The sequence below is a fragment of the Nocardia sp. CY41 genome (assembly GCF_009829325.1).
Classification (GTDB): Bacteria; Actinomycetota; Actinomycetes; order Mycobacteriales; family Mycobacteriaceae; genus Nocardia.
In genome coordinates, this window is record NZ_VUOS01000010.1 from 215,964 (window position 1) to 233,778 (window position 17,815).

17 protein-coding genes are annotated in these 17,815 nt (G+C 68.8%); 8 read left to right on the forward strand and 9 right to left on the reverse strand.

The genetic code is table 11. The features are described 5' to 3' along the window. Positions 1 to 77 precede the first annotated feature (77 nt). Positions 78 to 788, forward strand: a complete 711-nt coding sequence (locus tag GVY64_RS13345; RefSeq protein ID WP_159841104.1) for a class I SAM-dependent methyltransferase — start codon at positions 78 to 80, stop codon at positions 786 to 788. Here the strand turns inward: GVY64_RS13345 and GVY64_RS13350 are convergent. Beyond that, complete coding sequence (locus GVY64_RS13350; RefSeq protein WP_159841106.1) at positions 785 to 3,157, reverse strand: lysylphosphatidylglycerol synthase transmembrane domain-containing protein; 2,373 nt, start codon at positions 3,155 to 3,157, stop codon at positions 785 to 787. The two genes, GVY64_RS13345 and GVY64_RS13350, sit on opposite strands and share 4 nt — an antisense overlap. 268 nt (positions 3,158 to 3,425) lie before the next feature. Between GVY64_RS13350 and GVY64_RS13355 the strand changes: the two genes are divergently transcribed. Further along, entirely contained in the window at positions 3,426 to 4,325 is a 900-nt protein-coding gene (locus GVY64_RS13355; protein WP_159841108.1) for a polysaccharide deacetylase family protein, read from the forward strand. Positions 4,326 to 4,345: 20 nt separating this feature from the next. Next, positions 4,346 to 5,215, forward strand: a complete 870-nt coding sequence (locus tag GVY64_RS13360; RefSeq protein ID WP_159841110.1) for an SDR family NAD(P)-dependent oxidoreductase — start codon at positions 4,346 to 4,348, stop codon at positions 5,213 to 5,215. Positions 5,216 to 5,224: 9 nt separating this feature from the next. Here the strand turns inward: GVY64_RS13360 and GVY64_RS13365 are convergent, their stop codons facing one another. Both GVY64_RS13365 and GVY64_RS13370 read right to left on the reverse strand, forming a co-directional pair. Then, positions 5,225 to 5,995 carry an SDR family NAD(P)-dependent oxidoreductase gene (locus GVY64_RS13365; RefSeq protein WP_236566801.1) on the reverse strand — a complete coding sequence of 257 codons (771 nt, stop codon included), beginning with the start codon at positions 5,993 to 5,995 and terminating at the stop codon, positions 5,225 to 5,227. Then, positions 5,982 to 6,776 (reverse strand): 2OG-Fe(II) oxygenase family protein, encoded by a 795-nt coding sequence (locus tag GVY64_RS13370; protein WP_159841112.1) that lies wholly within the window; start codon positions 6,774 to 6,776, stop codon positions 5,982 to 5,984. Before GVY64_RS13370 ends, GVY64_RS13365 begins: the two co-directional genes overlap by 14 nt. An 84-nt stretch (positions 6,777 to 6,860) precedes the next feature. Between GVY64_RS13370 and GVY64_RS13375 the strand changes: the two genes are divergently transcribed. Further along, entirely contained in the window at positions 6,861 to 7,460 is a 600-nt protein-coding gene (locus GVY64_RS13375; RefSeq protein ID WP_159841114.1) for a GDSL-type esterase/lipase family protein, read from the forward strand. Between the two features lie 131 nt (positions 7,461 to 7,591). Here GVY64_RS13375 and GVY64_RS13380 read toward each other — a convergent pair whose 3' ends face one another. Next, positions 7,592 to 9,082, reverse strand: coding sequence for an ABC1 kinase family protein (locus GVY64_RS13380; protein WP_236566802.1), 1,491 nt, complete (start codon positions 9,080 to 9,082; stop codon positions 7,592 to 7,594). A 105-nt stretch (positions 9,083 to 9,187) separates the two neighbouring features. Here GVY64_RS13380 and GVY64_RS13385 point away from each other — a divergent pair, with 105 nt between their 5' ends. Next, complete coding sequence (locus GVY64_RS13385; protein WP_159841116.1) at positions 9,188 to 9,964, forward strand: GntR family transcriptional regulator; 777 nt, start codon at positions 9,188 to 9,190, stop codon at positions 9,962 to 9,964. Between the two features lie 379 nt (positions 9,965 to 10,343). Here the strand turns inward: GVY64_RS13385 and GVY64_RS13390 are convergent, their stop codons facing one another. Then, positions 10,344 to 11,468: an NAD(P)H-dependent flavin oxidoreductase gene (locus GVY64_RS13390; RefSeq protein WP_159841118.1), complete on the reverse strand. Its 1,125-nt coding sequence runs from the start codon at positions 11,466 to 11,468 to the stop codon at positions 10,344 to 10,346. 218 nt (positions 11,469 to 11,686) lie between these two features. Further along, positions 11,687 to 13,030, reverse strand: a complete 1,344-nt coding sequence (locus GVY64_RS13395) for a WS/DGAT/MGAT family O-acyltransferase (RefSeq protein ID WP_159841120.1) — start codon at positions 13,028 to 13,030, stop codon at positions 11,687 to 11,689. On the opposite strand from GVY64_RS13395, the gene GVY64_RS37245 reads away from it, so the two are divergent. Then, the gene (locus GVY64_RS37245; protein WP_201298005.1) at positions 12,965 to 13,162 is read left to right on the forward strand and encodes a hypothetical protein; all 198 of its coding nucleotides are present in this window, start codon (positions 12,965 to 12,967) and stop codon (positions 13,160 to 13,162) included. The two genes, GVY64_RS13395 and GVY64_RS37245, sit on opposite strands and share 66 nt — an antisense overlap. A gap of 1 nt (position 13,163) precedes the next feature. Here the strand turns inward: GVY64_RS37245 and GVY64_RS13400 are convergent, their stop codons facing one another. From GVY64_RS13400 to GVY64_RS13410, 3 genes are all read right to left on the reverse strand, one after another. Next, positions 13,164 to 13,829: a class I SAM-dependent DNA methyltransferase gene (locus GVY64_RS13400; RefSeq protein ID WP_236566803.1), complete on the reverse strand. Its 666-nt coding sequence runs from the start codon at positions 13,827 to 13,829 to the stop codon at positions 13,164 to 13,166. 21 nt (positions 13,830 to 13,850) lie between these two features. Further along, positions 13,851 to 14,288, reverse strand: a complete 438-nt coding sequence (locus tag GVY64_RS13405) for a nuclear transport factor 2 family protein (protein WP_159841122.1) — start codon at positions 14,286 to 14,288, stop codon at positions 13,851 to 13,853. Between the two features lie 77 nt (positions 14,289 to 14,365). Further along, positions 14,366 to 15,283 (reverse strand): DMT family transporter, encoded by a 918-nt coding sequence (locus tag GVY64_RS13410; RefSeq protein ID WP_159841124.1) that lies wholly within the window; start codon positions 15,281 to 15,283, stop codon positions 14,366 to 14,368. Positions 15,284 to 15,542: 259 nt separating this feature from the next. Between GVY64_RS13410 and GVY64_RS13415 the strand changes: the two genes are divergently transcribed. Continuing rightward, a complete protein-coding gene (locus GVY64_RS13415) occupies positions 15,543 to 16,775 on the forward strand; it encodes a phthiocerol/phthiodiolone dimycocerosyl transferase family protein (protein ID WP_159841126.1) in 1,233 nt (410 codons plus the stop codon). Between the two features lie 201 nt (positions 16,776 to 16,976). Next, complete coding sequence (locus GVY64_RS13420) at positions 16,977 to 17,726, forward strand: SDR family oxidoreductase (protein ID WP_159841128.1); 750 nt, start codon at positions 16,977 to 16,979, stop codon at positions 17,724 to 17,726. The last annotated feature ends 89 nt before the right edge of the window (positions 17,727 to 17,815 follow it).

Consider the following 17,815-nt stretch of genomic DNA (forward strand, 5'->3'; position numbering starts at 1 on the left):
TCGTATCCGTCCGGTTACGGACGGATCCCGGGGCATTGCCCCTGGTCGGCAGCGCGACGGCGGCCGATCCTGAACTCATGTCCCGAAACGAACCACAGTCTGCCATCACTTCGCACGATGACGTCGGAGTCCTGCTCACCCAGCCACGCCGCTACCGTGCGTTCAAAGCCGCTTTCCTGCTCGGCGGAGGAGACCGCCTGAACGCCCGCCTCGCCGGGCTGGCTCGTCCGGCGCCCGACGCCGACGTCGTCGACATCGGTTGCGGCCCCGGCGACCTCGCGCGGGTGCTGGCGCGCCGCGCCGGCCGGGTCACCGGCGTCGACCCGGCGCCGCAGATGGTCGACTACGCGACCGCGCGCTGCCGCGATCTGCCGAATTGCCGATTCGAACGCGGTAGCGCGCAGTCGCTTCCGCTGCCCGACGCGTCCGCCGATCTGGTGACCTGTACCTTTGCCATGCACCACATCCCCGCGGCGCACCGTGCCGACGCCGTCGCGCAGATGTTTCGGGTCTTGCGGCCCGGCGGCCGATTGCTGCTCGCCGACACCTATCCGACCGACCCGCTGCGCTCCACCGCCGTGCGGGTGATGGCCCGGTTCGCGGCCCACCGCACGCACGACACCGGCCACGGCGACGACCACGGTGATCCCATGGCAGACATCGACATCCGCCGGTACCGAGCCATGCTGGAGGACACCGGTTTCGAGGATGTCGAGTTCGTCGTCGTGCGCCCCGCGACCGGCGTCCTGTCTGCCACCAAGCCGCAAGCCGCGCCGGAACGGACCTAGATCAGGTCCTTCTTCGCCAGCCAGCGCATGGTCGCCCAGCCGCAGAACACCGGAAGCCAGCAGGTGAGCACGCGGTAGAGCAGCACCGAGGGCACCGCGATGTTCGCGGGCAGCCCGAATGCGGCCAGGCCGCCGATCAGCGCGGCCTCGACCGCGCCGACGCCACCCGGGGTCGGCGCGGCCGAGGCCAGGGTGCCGCCGATCATGGTGACGATGGTGACGGTGATGAAAGTGGTGCCGCCACCGAACGCCTCGACGCTGGCCCAGAGCGCGCCGGCGAGGCCGAGGGTGATCGCCGCGCAGCCCAGGACGATCACCGCCGAGCGCTTCGGGTCGCGGGCGAGGTCGGCGAGTTCGCCGAGGACCTCCTGCAGTTGCGGGCGGACCGCGTTGTTCAGCCAGCGGCGCAGTTTCGGCACGAACATGAACGTGCCGACGATGCCCACGCCGACGCCGGCGAGCAGATACAGCACCGTGGCGTCCGGGACGAAGTGGGACAGATCGGTCGAGGTACCGGCCAAGATGCTGAACGCGAGCAGCAGGCTGAGGTGGGTGATCACCTGCACCGCCTGTTGCAGCGCCACCGCGGCCGTGGCGCGCACCGCACCGACGCCGCCCTTCTGCAGGAAGCGCACGCTGAGCGCGAGGCCACCGACCCGCGCGGGCGTCGTCGTCGCGGCGAAAGTGTTGGCGACCTGCATGATCACGAGGTTGCGGAAGCTCACCGCACCGGACGCGCAAGCCCACAGCGCCGCCGCCGCGCCGACGTAGGTCAGCGCCGAGACCAGGAGCCCGGCCAGCGCCCACCACCAGTTGGCCGTGCGCAGTTGGGTGAAGAAGGTCGGCACGGCGCTGATGAACGGGTAGGCGACGTACACCAGGCCGATCAGCAGCACCAGCTGGATGATCTGGTTGCGGGAGAACCGGGTGATCTGCTCGGCTTCGATCCGGTCCTGACCGGTCTGTCTGCGTACCTCCTCGCGGGCGTCGGAGAGCGCGGCCTTCCATTCCGGAACCGCTTTGCGGATTCCGGTCGGTATGGCGGACTTGGTCAACCGGCTCGCGGCCGCGAGCACCCGGGCCTCCCCCAGCGTTTCGATCGCCGCCCGCACCGCGGGCTCCTTGCCGAACGTCGCGGTGGTCGTCACCAGCAATTGGGCGATGTCGGATTGCAGTTGCGCGTCCGATGCTCCGTACTCGGCGTTGCCGAAGCCGCCGAACAACGTGACGCCGTCGGCGACGCGGATGTCGACCGGCCGTAGGTCGCCGTGGGAGATCTGTTTGCGCTGCAAAGCGTCGAGCGCCCGCCACACGCCGGGCAGCACTTCGGCGGACTGTTCGGTGAGGGCCGTCCCGCAGGGTTGGGTGCGCGCGTACAACATCCAGCCGCGCGACAGCGCGGCGACCGCGACCGGCGTGCAGCTGCCGAGCCCGAGATCGGCGACGGCGATCGCCATGAGCGCCCGGTGCTCGACCGCGCGATGCATGGAACCGTGGATGGCCGCGGTCTCACTGGAGCGGAACGTCAGCCAGCGCCACACCTGCCGCAGGGCGCCGAAACTGCGCTGATTCTTGCCGAACATCTCGATGACGAGCTCGCGTTCCGGCCCTTCGACGGCCGCGGCGAGCACCAGCGGCCCGCGGCCCGCCGGATGCACCACGGTGAATCCGGTGACCGTGTGCCCGCGTCGGGCGAGCAGCCGGACGGCCGCGTCGAGCGGGACTTCGAGCGCGGGCGTGCCCACCACCAGCACGATCACCGCCCCGACCAGCCAGCCGACCGCCAGCCCGAACATCGCACGGGCGGGCACCACGGTGCTGACCACGAGGTGGATCGGCGCGAACGCGAGCAGCAGGAACCACAGCCAGCGCCGCGGCCGGACGGGCAGCCATGGGCTGGCGACGGTGAGCATCGCGGCGATCATCGCGATCCAGCGCGGATCGTCGAGGAACTGGGACAGGAAGGTGTCCAACCGATCCGGGACTTGCAGATGCCATTTCGGCGCGGACAGGCCGGTGCCGGTGATGGACAACAGCAGCGCTGCGACGGCCCCGGCCGCGGCGTAACCGGCGAGCAGCTTCCATTGCCTGCCGATGATCAGCTCGATCAGGATCGCGAACGGCAGCGCGAGGATCGCCATGCCGTAGACCAGGTACACCAGGTTCGACTGGTCCGGATTGAGGAAGCCGACGATCTCGGAGACCGACTGCTCCAGCGCCAGCCATTCCGGGCGGGTGATCAGGGACGCCGCGATGACGACCGCCACCCAGACGGCCGCGAGGACGACGCGGACGATGTCGCTCGTGCGGCGGATCAGCGGCTGTAGCAGGCTGCCCGTGACCGGGATCTCTCGCCCGTCCACTCGCATGCGCGCCCGCCTCTCCGGGTACTCAGGCCGTACTGGTTGGGAGGCGCGAGACCCGCCTTCAGGTCTTGCGTTGAGCGCCACTCCTCTTTTGGGCGTACCCGACGAGTTACCCATGTGCGTACGAGATCGGTTGTTATGTTCGCTGCACGATACCGTTCGGCACGCTCGGAGATTCGGCGGTGGTATCGGGCCTCGGCTGCCTGTTGTGTCCTATATCACCATTCTCGGCGTTGATCCTCACATTGGTGTCAAGTTTCAGCATGAGGGCATGGACAACGAACTCTTCGACTACAGCCCGATCGTCGACCGCCCGCCGTTGCGCTGGCCCGGTGACGCCCGGGTCGCGTTCTATGTCGGGCTCAATGTCGAGCACTATCAGCTCGACCGCCCGTCCACGAGCATCTTTCCCGGCACCGCCGGGCTCGCGCCCGATCCGTTGAACTACGGCTGGCGCGACTACGGACCGCGGGTGGGCATCTGGCGGGTGATCGAGGTGCTCGACCGGCACGGTATCCGCGCCAGCGCACTGCTCAATTCGGATGTCGTCGAGCACTATCCGCAGATCGTGGCCGCGGGTGTACGACGGAACTGGGCGTGGCCGGCGCACGGGAAGAACAACTCGATCTTCCAGGCGGACCTGCCTGCGGAGGAGGAGCGCGCGTACCTGGCCGACGTGGTCGCGATCATCGAGCGAGCCACCGGCCGCAAGCCGCGCGGCTGGATGGGGCCCGCCCTGACCGAGTCGTTCCGAACCCCGTCGCTGCTGGCCGAGCTCGGCCTCGGCTACGTACTCGACTGGACCAACGACGACCAGCCCTACCCGCTGTCGGTACCCGGCCTGCTCAGCGTGCCCTATTCGGTGGAACTCAACGACAACACGCTCTTCCTCGGCAAAGCCACCAGTGGACCGGACTTCGTGCGGATCGTCCGCGATCAGCTCGACCAGCTCTACGCCGAATCGGCCGGTAGCGGGCGCGTCATGGCGCTGGCCCTGCACCCCTTCGTGATCGGGCAGGCGTTCCGGATCAAGTACCTCGATCAGGCGCTCGAGTACGTGGCCACCCACCCGGGAGTGTGGCTGACCACCAGCGACGAGATCGCCGAGCATTACTCCGGTGCGGTGGAGCTTGCCGAATCCGCGCGAGCCGAAGACGATCGGGTCAGGTAACCGATGCTCGGGAGGCAGCGATGGCAGCGCAGGACCAGGAACAGGAGAAGGACCTCACCGGAAAGACGGTGGTGGTGACCGGCGCCAGTTCGGGCATCGGCGCCGCCGCGGCGCAGCGGCTCGCCGCGCGCGGCGCCACCGTCGCGGTGGTCGGCCGGTCACCGGAGCGGACCGCAGAGGTGGCGGCGAAGGCCGGCGCGGAGCCGTTCGTCGCCGACTTCGCCCGACTCGACGACGTGCGCAAACTGGCCGACCAGTTGCTCGACCGGTATCCCGCGATCGACGTGCTGGCCAACAACGCGGGCGGCGCGTGGCCCGAGCGGACCGTCACCGAGGACGGCAACGAACTCACCTTCCAGGTCAATCACCTCGCGCCGTTCCTGCTGACGAACCTGCTGCTGGAGCGCTTGACCCACGCTACGGCCAGGGTGGTGAACACCGCGAGCACGACCTACCGGATGGCGAAGCTGGACCTGGACACGGTCAACGCCGCGACGGGCTCGTTCAACCAGCTCGGCGCGTACGCCGCGTCGAAGCTGGCGAACATCCTGTTCACCCGGGAACTGGCGCGCCGCACCGAGGGCGCCGGGATCACCACCGCGGCCTTCCATCCCGGCGCGGTCGCCACCCACGTCTACGACAACGCCCCGTTCGGTCTCGGCCGGTTCATCCGGTCTCCGCTGGGGCGCGTGTTCTTCATCCAGCCGGACAAGGGCGCCGAGCCACTGATCCACCTGGCCACCACCGCCGACGGCGCGGCGATCAACGGGCAGTACTTCCACCGGCTCGAGCTGGAGCGACCGCGCAACAAGCAGGCGGTCGACGCCGAACTCGCGCGTCGGCTCTGGACGCTCTCCGAGCGGGCCACCGGGCTCGCGACCGGCGAATAGTCCGCTGGTTCACGGTTCGGCGTCGGCGAGCCGGAGGGAGCTGCCGTCCTTGCGGTCCGGTTCGACGCCGACCCCGTACACCCCGCCGGAGACCTGGCCCGAGTCCAGCTCGACGATCGCCCGCGCGACTCGCTCGGTGGGGACCAGCACGGGAAACGTGGTGGGTGCGATCGCGTTCACGCGCACACCGAACTCGGTGAATTCGGCCGCGAGATTGCGGGTCAGCTGATCGAGCGCGGCCTTCGACGCGGAGTACAGGGTCTGTCCCGGATAGACCTCCGAGCCGGAGATGCTCGAGACATTGACGATGTTGCGGTTGCGCGCGCGATTCTCGGAGCCTGCGTGCAGCCAGGACCGCTGTGCCAGTCGTGCCGAAAGACGCAGCGGTACCGCCACGTTCAGCAGGAAGTGGGGATCGAAGTCGTCCAGCGCCGCGTCGCCGTCGACGATGCCGCGTGGGTGCAGCCGGACGTGCGCCGCGTTGTTCACCAGCAGGTCGACCCGGCCGAACCGGGCCAGCGCGAGGTCCACCACCCGGTCCACCTCGCCCGGCTGGGTGAGATCGGACCGGACGACGAACACCCGGGAATCGTTCTCCGGCAACACCGCGTCCGGCACCAGCGGATCGACGTACCACTCCAGCTGCGAAGGCACCGCCGGTGTGCGCGTGCGGCAGACGGCGACGATGTCGTAGTCGCGGTAGTAGGCCTGGCAGAAGGCGTCGCCCAGGGTGCCGCCCGCGCCGGTGAGCAGGCAGACGCGGCGGTCACCACTGGACAATCCGGTCTCCTCCCCAGCGTCGTTCGGCGTCCGCTTTGGTGCGATGCACCCACATCACCACGCTGTTGCGGTCTTCGGCGTTGTTGCCCGCGAACGTGTGCCAGCTGCGCGGGGTGACCTCGAACAGCACGAGCGAGTTGTCCAGCGGCGGGACGAGAGCCACCGACGGCAGCGCGGCTGCGTCGGCGACGTGGTCGTACAGCGCGGTCTCGCCGCCGTCGCCGGGTGACCAGCCCGGATTGCCGAGATAGAACAGCACCGCGACGGCGCGGACGGTCTCGCGCGCGACGACGCCGGGCGCGCGGGCTCCGGTCTTGGTGTGCACGGTGCCGTCGGGCAGCCGCACTTCGCCGGGACCGGGTGGTGGCCCGGGAAACCAGGCCGGGTTGAGGTCGTTGTGCGGCCGGCCGAACGGGCTGCCCGGCCCGTGATGATGCACCGACCCCTCGACGTCACCGGTCGCTTCGACGCCGCCGAGCCGCGCGACCAAGTCGTGCCACTCGCGCGTGGCGAAGACCGCGAGCGGACCGTCGCGCAGATCGGCGAATCGGATTCCGTCGGCGCTGTAGCCGTCGGCGACGGTGACGAACAGGTCGGGACGCTCCCGGCGGACGCGTTCCAGTTGGTCGGCCAGCCGCTGATAGAACTCGGGGACGAAGACGTCGCGGGCGTACACGTGCGGGAACGGTCTGCTGCGCCGGATCCAGCGCCGATGGGCGAACAACTGCGCGAACCACAGCGGAACCGGCGGTGTCGCGAGCTCCGGCTCGGTTGTCACCATTACTCCCTCCCGGTCGAACCCCCGTGATCATATTGCCCGCACCCGGCGCACGCGGGCCGGTCTCCGCGCTGCGAGGATCACCCCGTGAGCCGTGACCTGCGTCTGTGTTTCGTCGGAGATTCGTTCGTCGCGGGTGTCGGCGACCCGGGTTGCCTGGGCTGGGCGGGCAGACTCGTGTCCGCCGCGCATGCGGAGGACATCCCGCTGACCGCATACAACCTCGGGGTGCGCGGGCAGACCTCGACCGCGATCGTGCGACGCTTCCAGACCGAATGCGCACCCCGGCTGCCGGAGGGCGTGGACGCCAGGGTTGTTCTTTCGTTCGGCGTGAACGACACCATGCACGAGAACGGCGGCCCGAGAGTGACCCCGGATCAGTCGGTCGCCAATCTGAGCGCACTGCTGGCCCACACCGCGGCGCACGGGTGGCCGGTGCTGATGGTCGCCCCGCCGCCGATCGCGGACGAGGAGCACAATGCCCGCACCGCGGCGCTGGACGAGCGGTTCGCCCGGGTGTGCGCGGCATCCGGGGTGCCCTACGTGCGCGTCCATCAGCCGTTGCGTGACAACGCGGTGTGGCGCGCCGAGGTCCGGGCGGGTGACGGGGCGCATCCCGGCGCCGCGGGTTATGCGGAGCTCGCCGCGCTCATCGTTCCGCAGTGGCGTGCGTGGCTGGCAGGGTGATATGTCGTTTTCCGAACACGGGGTGGTGGCGATTCGGCGCTGTGTCTGAGACGCAAGCGGCGAAAGTGCCTCACCAGGTGCCCTAGGAGAAGCGGTTTACCGAATTCGTCTGCGCGGCAACGTACTCCTGCTCATCCGATCGGCAGACCACGTTTGTTCGTCCCGTCGCGCCGCCTCCGCACGGTATCCAGGTCGGCGGTCGCCGAAAGAGCCTCCGGCGAAACATCGGAACTGAACGCTTCGCTCAATTCCGGTACCCAGCGGACGATTTCGTCGCGGTAGGGCCCTTCGGTCTCCAGCTGCCCGAGCACGCCCACCAGCGTGAGGAACGAGCGGGCGAACGGTGTGAAGTAGGCGGGCATGGTCATCTGGCGCACCACGTTGGTCAGCCGAGGATTAGTGGTGCGCAACACTTGTCGGCGCAACCAGCGGGTGGTCAAGCGATAGGTCGCGTGCCGCAACGGCTCGCCGCACGGGGTGATCGCCGCGTAGAGCGCCTCGCTGTCGATGGCCTGTCCATTCTCGACGAAGCCGTGTCGGCGTGTGGCCGCGGCCAGATCACCCGGCCCGCCACGGAAGATCGCCTTGCAGCAGTCGAGGGTCAGATCGCCGAAACCCGCGGGCGGCCACGTGCAGCACGCGCCGAAATCCATGACGCCGAGGCGTCCGTCGGGCAGCACCCGGAAATTGCCGGGATGCGGATCGGCGTACAGCAGGCCGTGCCTGCCCCAGCCGCGAGTCACGAAGCGGACCATGAGCATGCCCACGCGGTCGCGCTCGGCCTGCGTGCCGGAGGCGACGATGCGTGGCACCGGCGTGCCGTCGATCCATTCGCTGATCAACACGTCGCCGTGCTGCGCGACAACGTTCGGGACGTAGAAGTCGGGATCGTCGGCATAGGCCGCGGCGAACGCCCTCTGGTAATTCGCCTCCGCCGCATAGTCGAGTTCTCCGGTGACCGACGCGCAGATCGCCTCGGTCACCGCCTTCACGTCCGCGCCCGGCAGGAATACCGTTGCGAGATACGAGATCCGGCGCAAGTGATCCAGATCGCGAGCCACCGCCTGCCTGCCACCGGGGTACATCACCTTGACCGCGACCGTCCTGCCGTCGTGCCAGACCGCGCGGTGCACCTGCCCGAGCGAGGCCGCCGCGGCGCGCCGGTCGTCGAATGCGCGGAAACTCGAACGCCACTGCGCGCCCATGCTTTCGGCCATGGCGGCGTGCACCGCATGCGGCAGCATCGCGGGCGCGGCGTCCTGGAGCCTGGCGAGCGCGATCCGGTACGGCTCGGCCACGTCCCGCGGCAGTGCCAGCTCATAGATGGCCAGTAGCTGCCCCAGCTTCGCGGCGCAGCCTTTGAGCTCGCCGAGCACTTCGAAGATGTGCTGCGCGGTGCGCAGCTGGATGTCGCGATTGACTTCTTCGGCCGATCTGCCGAGCGCCCGCTTGCCGAGCCCCGCGGCCTGTCGTCCGGCGAACGCCACCGGCAGCGCGGCCAGCTTCGCGCCGCGAACCGCGCCGTGAGCAGGGGGTTTACCTTGGGGCCGCGAGGCGAAAAGCCGGGGTCGTTTGCCCGTGGTCCCCTCCTCGGGGCGCTCTCCGATGGGCCGGATGGTCATGACTCACCTCACAGTCGCGCGCACAAGTGTGACACAGGTGCAGTACCGCACAGTAGGGCTTAGACTGTCTGGGACGTGTACGAAACCAGTCGAAAGGTGACTTCGATGGGATCCCAAACGGTGGTCGCCGACGTTGCCGACGAACTGGCGCGCCGGGTTGCCGCGGGGGAATATCAGCCGGGGGATCTCATGCCGTCGGTGCGTCAGGTCGCCGAGGAATTCGATATGAATCGCGCGACCGCGCAGCTGACTCTGGGTCGGCTGGAGTCGTACGGTTTCGTCGAAGCCCGGCGCGGCAAGGGATTCACGATCCGCGACGTCCGTGAGGCCGGCGGGGTGGACGTGTACCGCCAGCTGTTCCGCTTCTCGATTCCGATGCCCGACATCGCGATGGAGATGTTCCGCGACATCGTCGACGTCGAGCGCACTCTCGTCCTCGAGGCGCTGCTCGCCTACACCGGTGGCGCGCAGCGGATCGATTCCGCCGAACTGAAATCCACGATCGATGAACTCGAATCGATAGCCAGGGAGCCCGATCCGGACTTGCGCCGGCTGTTGGCGCTCGAGGTTGCGTTGGTACGCAGGTTGCTGACCTCGCTCGGGCTCCCCATGCAGCGCGCGATCTTGAACTCGATCGGCGAGATGGTGCTCGAGGTGCCGGAGGCGGTCGAGGCGTACTTCGCCGGCGCGCCGGATCTCCATGTCCTCGTGTGGCGGGCGCTGGCCGCGGTGTGGGATTCCGGCTCCGGGCCGAGCGAGGCACAGCTGGCGCTGTTCGAGGACCTGTTCGGCATGTACCACGAGAAGGTCATCGCGCGCTTCGAGGAGTTGGTGGCCGACGTGGAGGAGAGCGCCGAGGAGAACCGAGCGGCTACCGCGTAGTCGTTTCGTACGGCGCACAGTCCGTCTGAGACGTCATTCGGACAACGCACGAGCCGGGTCCGCTCATCGCGGGGAATTGCTCGGGCTACCTGGTTCTCCCAGCGGAGTCTGTCTCAGACGGCTGCGGTTCGAATCGGGCGAATCGGCTCGGCTCCGCAAGGCTGTTCGGCCTACCGGGAACGACGCCGACTGCGACCAGATCGATTCCGCGACAGGACATCAGCGGCGTGACCGACTTCTTCTGTGCGGCGGAATCGGGTCCGGCGGGTCGCACCGGCGTACGGGTGGCCGCCGCTACGCCGGTGCGATCATCCCCGACTCGACCGGGGTTGCCGCGCGGCCTACCGCGCGGCACCGCCGTCCCATGTCGTTGCCGGACTCAAACCCCGCCGTTGAGCTTGTTGAGGCGCTCACACGCCTCCACGTACTCCTGGATCAGCCGGTTGACCACGTCGGCGGAACGCTCCACGCGGTTCATCATGCCGACGATCTGGCCGACCGGGTTGAAGTTGACGTCCTTGGCGGCCTCCGGATAGCGGTGGCCACGCTTCACGCCGTCCAGCGCGACCATCATCTGCAGCGGCATCGGCAGCGGATCGGGGGTGTCGGCCCGCTCCCACGCCTCGGTCCATTCGTTGCGCAGCATGCGGGCGGGCTTGCCGGTCCAAGCGCGCGACCGCACGGTGTCGTGGCTGGTGGCGTCGATGTAGGTCTGCATCTGGGCGGGCGGCACGTTGGCTTCCTCGACGGTCAGCCACACCGAGCCGGTCCACGCGCCCGCGGCGCCCATCGCCATCGCGGCCGCCACCTGGCGACCGTTGCCGATGCCGCCCGCGGCCAGCACCGGCAGGTCGCCCACGGCGTCGATCACCTGCGGCCACAGCACCATCGAGGACACCTCGCCGCAGTGGCCGCCGCCCTCGGTGCCCTGGCAGACCACGAAGTCCAGACCTGCCCGCTTGTGGTTGAGCGCGTGCTTGACCGAACCGCACAGCGCGCCGATCAGCCGGCCGGAGTCCTGCACCTGTTTGATCACGTCCTCGGGCGGGGTCCCGAGGGCATTGGCGACCAGCTTGGCCTTCGGGTGCCGCAGAATCACCTCCACCTGCGGCCCCGCGGTGGTGGCGGTCCAGCCGAGCAGCTGGTTGTGGTGCTCGTCCTCCGGCAGCTTGGGCACGCCGTGGTCGGCGAGGATCTTCTCGGCGAAGTCGCGGTGCTCCTGCGGGACCAGCTCGGCCAGCTTGGCTTCCAGCTCCTCGGGGCTCAGGCCGTCGATGCCCTTGCCTTCGTACTTGGACGGAATCACCAGGTCGACGCCGTATACGCCTTGCACGTGCTCGTCCAGCCAGGCCAGTTCGACCTCGAGCTGCTCGGCGGTGAAGCCCACGGCGCCGAGCACGCCGAGTCCACCCGCGTTGCTGACCGCGGCCGCCACGTCGCGGCAGTGGGTGAAGGCGAAGATGGGGAATTCGATCCCGAGCCGTTCGCAGATTTCGGTACGCATGGCGTGCTGGTCTCCCTAACTGCTCCGCCGCGAACGGCGCGGCGCAGATGTACTAGAACGAGTTGCATAAGAGGCGCCCGGCTCGGCCTGGTCGCCGCGCGTCGAGTCCGCCGCGAGCCGCTGATATCGCCATGAAGCGACCGCGGCTTCCTCGACTGGCCGGTGCACCATTCCTTGACAGTAACACGTTCTAGTTTTCTGGGGAATGCGCTTCCGCGTCAGGCGGTGGCCCGCTCCAGTTCGGCGAGCGAGTCCTCCAGCTGGTCGAGTAGACGGGGCAGTTGCGGCACACTGCGCCGGCATCCGACCACGCCGAAATCGAGATTGCCCGCGTTGGAGGTGAGCGTGATGTTCACCGCCTGGCCGTCGAACGGGATCGACAACGGGTAACTCGCGTCCAGACGCGCTCCGTTCCAATACATGGGCTCGCGTGGTCCGGGGACGTTCGAGATGACGAGGTTGAAGGTCGGGTTGGTGTACGGGATCAGCGCGGGCGCCAGATTGAGCGCCAGCGGGCTGAGCATCAGCGCCGACAGCGCCATTGTCTGGTTGCACGACAGCGTGCGGTAGACGTCCTTGCCGTCGCGCATCGACGCCGCGACCACGCGCAGGCGGTCCGCCGGATCGGCGAGGTCGGTGCCGAGATTGCACAGCACCGCGCCCACCTTCACCCCGTCGGTCGCGTCGTCGTCCTCGGCGCGCAACGACATCGGCACCATCGCGATCAACGGCTTGTCCGGCAGGGCCGAGCGTTCGAGCAGGTACCGCCGCAGCGCTCCCGCCGACATGGCGAGCACCACGTCGTTGAGCGTCGAGCCGGTGGCTTTCTTGACTTGCTGCAGCCGCTCCAGCGGCCAGGACCGGATTACCGCACGGCGCGCGCCGCCGATCGGAACGTTGAACATGGTGCGCGGGGCCGCGAACGGCAAGGTCAGCTGCTGCCGCGTCAAGGCGGTGCGGGCCGCGCGCAGCACCGACGCGCCGGACGTCGCCGCGGAGATCAGGTTGCGCGCGGTACCGCCCGCACCGGCCGCCGCCCTGCGCCTGCCCCGAGGCAGATGCCACGGCACCCGCGCGGCGGCGGCCGACGGATCGCTGGTCAGCGTGCGCCGCAGCAGGCGTTGAGCGGAGACGCCGTCGATCAACGCGTGGTGCATCTTCGAATACAGCGCGAACCTGCCGTCGGCGAGACCCTCGATCAGATGGAACTCCCACAGCGGCCGATGCCGGTCCAGCAGGCCGCTGTGCAGTCCCGAGGCCAGCTCGACCAGCTGATCCATACGTCCGGGACCGGGCACGGCCAGCCGCCGCACGTGATAATCCAGTTCCACGTTCTCGGCCCGCGTCCACGCCATCTGCGGGGAGCCGAATATCGTCGCGGGATGTTTGCGGAAGGTCGGATCGATATCGGTGTTGCGTAGGAGTTCGTCGTGCACCTGCGCGGCGAAGTCGTCTCCCGCGCCCTCCGGTGGCTCGAACAGTTGCAGGGACCCCACATGCATCGGCTGTTCCCTGGATTCGGCGAGCAAGAAGACGGCATCGACCGGCGCTATGAATTCCATGATGAGTCGCCCCCTGACGACATGGTGCAACGTTCGAGTTTCGGATCGACCACGTTGTCGGCGGGCCCGCGCAGCCATGAAACCGCCGCGACACGACAAACCTACCCGGACGGGATGGACCGCGTTCGGTGAATCACCGAACCTTCGAAGCCAGCAGGTATGCCTGCCCGAACCGCTCGTCGGGACCAGGTTCGCGCACCATGCGGGCGATCATCGCGAACCCGGCGGCGTCGAGCAGACGCGCAAGGCGTTTCGGTGCCCACCGGTAGGCCCGGGTCACCTTGTGGTCGAAGGCTTCCACCGCATCGGGCAGGTCGGCTGTCTGGAACGCCAGCAACACGTGCCCTTTGCTCGCGAGTACCCGATGAAACTCGTTCAACACGTGCGGCACGCGCTCCGGTGGCGTGTGGATCAGCGAATACCACGCCACTATGCCCCCGAGCGCGGAATCGCCGATCGGTAGCTCCTCCACCGAACCTTGCGCGAAGAACAGCTGTGGATGTTCCGCGCGGGCCAGCTCCACCATGCGCGGCGAGAGATCGAGGCCGAATACCCGCGCCCCCGATGACGCGAGGTGGCCGGTGATCCGTCCCGGTCCGCAACCGAGATCGGCGATCGGCCCGGATCCGTTGCCCGCCACCGATTCCACGAACGCGCCGAGTATCGCGCGGTCGAGCACCGCACCGGCGAGATGGTTCCGGAAGAGTTCGGTATAGAGCTCGGCGATATCGTCGTAGGCGGCGCGGGTGGCCGCCACATCGGGGCGTTCGTCTGCGAAGTCTTCCGTCGAATCCAGCACCCCGAGCAGCGTATTACCTCCTCAATCCCCCGGTTCGAAGGCCTGGGCGACCGCGAGACTGTCCTCGTAGACGTGGTGCCGGGTGATCAGGCCGTTCTGCACCGTCAGATGCAGAGCGAAGCGCGCGCGATAGGCGCGACGGGTGGGGCGCGCGGTCTGCCGGATCTCGCCGAGCACCACGGCGTCCGCGCCGTCGACGAGTATTCGTTCGACACGCGTGGCCACCTCCTCCGGCACATGGTGTTCGGCGATCGAGCGGTAGTGATCGGCGGCATCGGCCCGGGTGCGACGGTGCCGGATCCAGGGCGTCGCCGTACGGCCGTGCTCGGCCTCCGGCCAATCGAGCCGCCAATCGGTGTCCTCGGCGTACAACTCGGCGACGGCTTCCGGGTCTCCGGAACCGATCCGCCGCAACAACTCTTCGACCACGGCTCGAGTGGCGGGCACGGTGACTGACACGAGAGATCCTTTCGAAACGACACCGCGCGATCGCAACGGCGTTACCCGATTCTCGGGTGTGCCCGCACCCGTGGCGATTACCTCTCGGGTAATTGAGCGGCGGCCTCCGGCGCGGCGGGCATCGCAGGCTCCGCCCGCGCCGCCTTGCCGCGACCGCTCGCGGTGCCGAGCACCGAACCCAGGATGACCAGCGGAAAGCCGATCGCCATGCCCGCGGTCAGCGGCTCGTCGAGCGCCGTCACGCCGAGCAGGATCGCCACCGCGGGATTGATGTAGGTGATCACCGTCGCACGGGCGGGGCCGACCTCGGCGATCAGCGCGAAGAAAAGCAGGAACGCCGCGGCCGTGCAGACCACCGCGAGGCCGAGCACCGACCAGCCCGCGTCGGCGGTGACCCGCGCCGGCCACAGCCGGCCCGCGAACGGCGCGTAGATCGCCGCCGCGAGCAGCAGCGACCCGGTCACCACGCCGAGCGGAGGCAGATCGGCCAGCGCGCGATTGATCACGATCGGGCCCACCGCGTAGCCGATCGTGGTCAGGCCGATCGCGGCGATCGCCGCGGGATTCCCCAGGTCGACGTCCAATCCGACCAGCGCCGCGACGCCGGCGAAACCGATCAGCAGGCCGATCAGCCGACGCGCGTCGAACCGATCGTGACCGAGCGCGGTCACGATCACCACGGCGATCAGCGGCACCGCCGCGATCAGCAAGCCGACGGTGGAGCTGTGCAGCGTGGTCTCGGCGTAGCCGATCAGGAACCACGGCCCGGTGATCTCCACCAGGGTGTAGAGCAGCAGTGGCCGCCACCGCCGGAACACCGGCGCCAGCGCACGGGAGAACAACGCGACCGGCAACAACAGCAAACCGCCGATCAGCGTGCGGCCGAACGCGACCACGATCGGGTCCAGATCCTCCACCGCGACGCGGATCATCGCGTACGGCACGCCCCAGATCACGCCCATCGCCAAGAACAGCGCCCACCCCCGGCGGGTCATCGCGCGCCTGCCGTTCGGCACCCAGGGACGGCGATCGGCTCGGCGCCGAGTGACCTCTGCTCGGTGGGGAACATGCTTCGCTCGCTTTCGACCACCGGGAGCTTAGCCAAGTGATCCGATCATCCGACAGATCCAGTTCCCGGCTCCGGCAAGGCCGGTTGGCGCCGATTCGTGTCCTTTTCGTCTGATTGGGGCGAATGATGCCCCCAGGCAACGGTGTTCGGGCTAGTCTCGCCGGGAGCGAAGGGAAAGCATCATCGTGGTCGAGGTGATTCGCCGGCTCGCCCCCAGCGAGGAGATGTTCGCCGCGGGCGAGGTCTTCATCGGCTATGCGGCACGGGTATCCGGCCGATTGGACGTGCGGGCGCTGACCGCTGCCTTCGAGGCCGTCGCGCGAGCGCATCCGATCCTGCGGGCCCGCATCGAGCCCATCGAAGCGGGCGGACATGCCTTCGCCGTGACGGACGCCGTACCGGAGATCTTCGTCGCCGACGCGAATCCCGAATTCCCCCTCACCGGTGCGAAGTTCGATCAGCGAGCGGGCGTCTGCGCCCTGTGCGTGGTGCGCGACGGCGACACCGCGAGCGTCACGCTCATGATCCATCACAGCATCGCGGACGCCTTCCACGCGTTCGTCGTCGTCACCGAGTTCTGGGCGGGGTATCGGGAAGCGGTCGGCGGCGGTACGCCGCAGCCGCCGGTGCGCGCGTTCCCCGATCCGGTCGAGCACCTGCTCGCGGCGCGCGGTATTGAGAAGATGGCGTTGCCGGGCTCCGTGCCCGCCGGCGCCACTCCCGCCGCTGCGACGCCGGGCGTTCCGGAGCGTGACGACGAATACCCGATGCTGTACACCACCAGGTGCAGGTTCACCCGGGAGGAGACCACCGCGCTGGTGGCACTCGGGCATCGGGAGAACGTCACCGTGCACGGTCTGGTGTCGGCGGCGCTGTTGCGCACCGAAGCGGAGATCCGCGACCTACCGCTCACCGGACTGCTCTACCTGTACTCCGTCGACCTGCGCACGAGGGTGAACCCGGAGATCGGCGCGACCGAGGGGACGAACGTCCTCGGATTCGCCAATTACCTCTCCCCCGACTCCGACGTGACGCTCGTGGAGTCGGCTCGCGGCATCAGCGAGGCGCTGCATGCCGGCCTGGCCGCGGGCATCGTGCAACGCACCCCCCTGAGCATCCCCGACATGGCGGCCGCACCCAGGCCCGCGCTGCCCGGCGTGGTCATCGCGACCAATTGGGGCACCATCCCCCAGCTACCCGCACACGACGAGCTGCGAATCGACGACTTCCACTCCACCATGCTGGCGAAGCCGGATCTGACCGGCCGCCGTCCGCAACAACCGGGTGGTGGCACCTGCGTCATCAGCACCTTCGACGGACGGCTGAGCGTCGAGATACACCATCCGGAGGAATTCACCGAGCTCCAGCGCCACCGCCTCGAAGTGCTGGCGCGCCATCTTCGCGCCGTCCTGGCCTGACGATGCCACCCGCTCGCGCGAACGCGTGACCCGCCGGTGTGGTGACCGGCGAATTCCGGAGACTGCGCTGTTATGGTTGGCCCCTTCCGGTGAACCGACGCCGCGAGCCATGGCGTATCGCCTGCCCGCGGTCGTTCGCCCGGTGACCGGGCCGTCGAACAGCTCCGGAACGACGCCGGCGAGCGGAAGGAACAGCATCCTGTGGCAACCACGAACGGCGGGTCCGCACGGGTCGCGGTGGTAACGGGCGGTTCTCGCGGCATCGGCCGCGCGTGCGCCGAACGTCTTGCCGCGGACGGGTTCGCGGTCGTCGTGAATTTCGCGTCGAATGCCGCCGAGGCCGACAACACCGCCGAAGCCATCCGTGGCGCAGGGGGCGTAGCGATGACGGCCCAGGGAGACGTCGCCGACGAGTCCGCGATGGTGGCGGTATTCGACCGGGCGGAAAGCGAATTCGGCGGAGTCGACGTCGTGGTGCACGCGGCGGGCCGGATGCAGCTCGCACCACTGGTCGATCTGGATCTGGCGGTGCTCGACAGCACCTACCGGACCAATATCCGCGGCACCTTCGTCGTGGACCAGCAGGCGGCGCGGCGGCTGCGACCCGGTGGCGCGATCATCAACTTCTCCACGTCGGTGGTCGGCACCGCGTTCCCGACCTACGGGGCCTACGCCGCCAGCAAAGGAGCCGTCGAGGCGCTGACCATGATCCTGGCCCGCGAACTGCGGGGCCGGGACGTGACGGTCAACGCGGTGGCACCCGGTCCGACCGCCACCGATCTGTTCCTCGACGGAAAAGACGACGCCACCATCCAGCGACTCGCCGACGTGGTGCCGCTGCAGCGACTCGGCACCCCAGCCGATATCGCCGCCGTGGTGGCCTTTCTGGCCGGTCCGCAGGGACATTGGGTCAACGGTCAGATCGTTCGCGCCAACGGCGGACTCGTCTGACCGGAACACCGTCGGCTCGCGATCGCACCGAAGGGTTGCGATCGCGAGCCCACGGGGGGGGGAAGTCGATTCTTTAGCGGTCGTGGGGG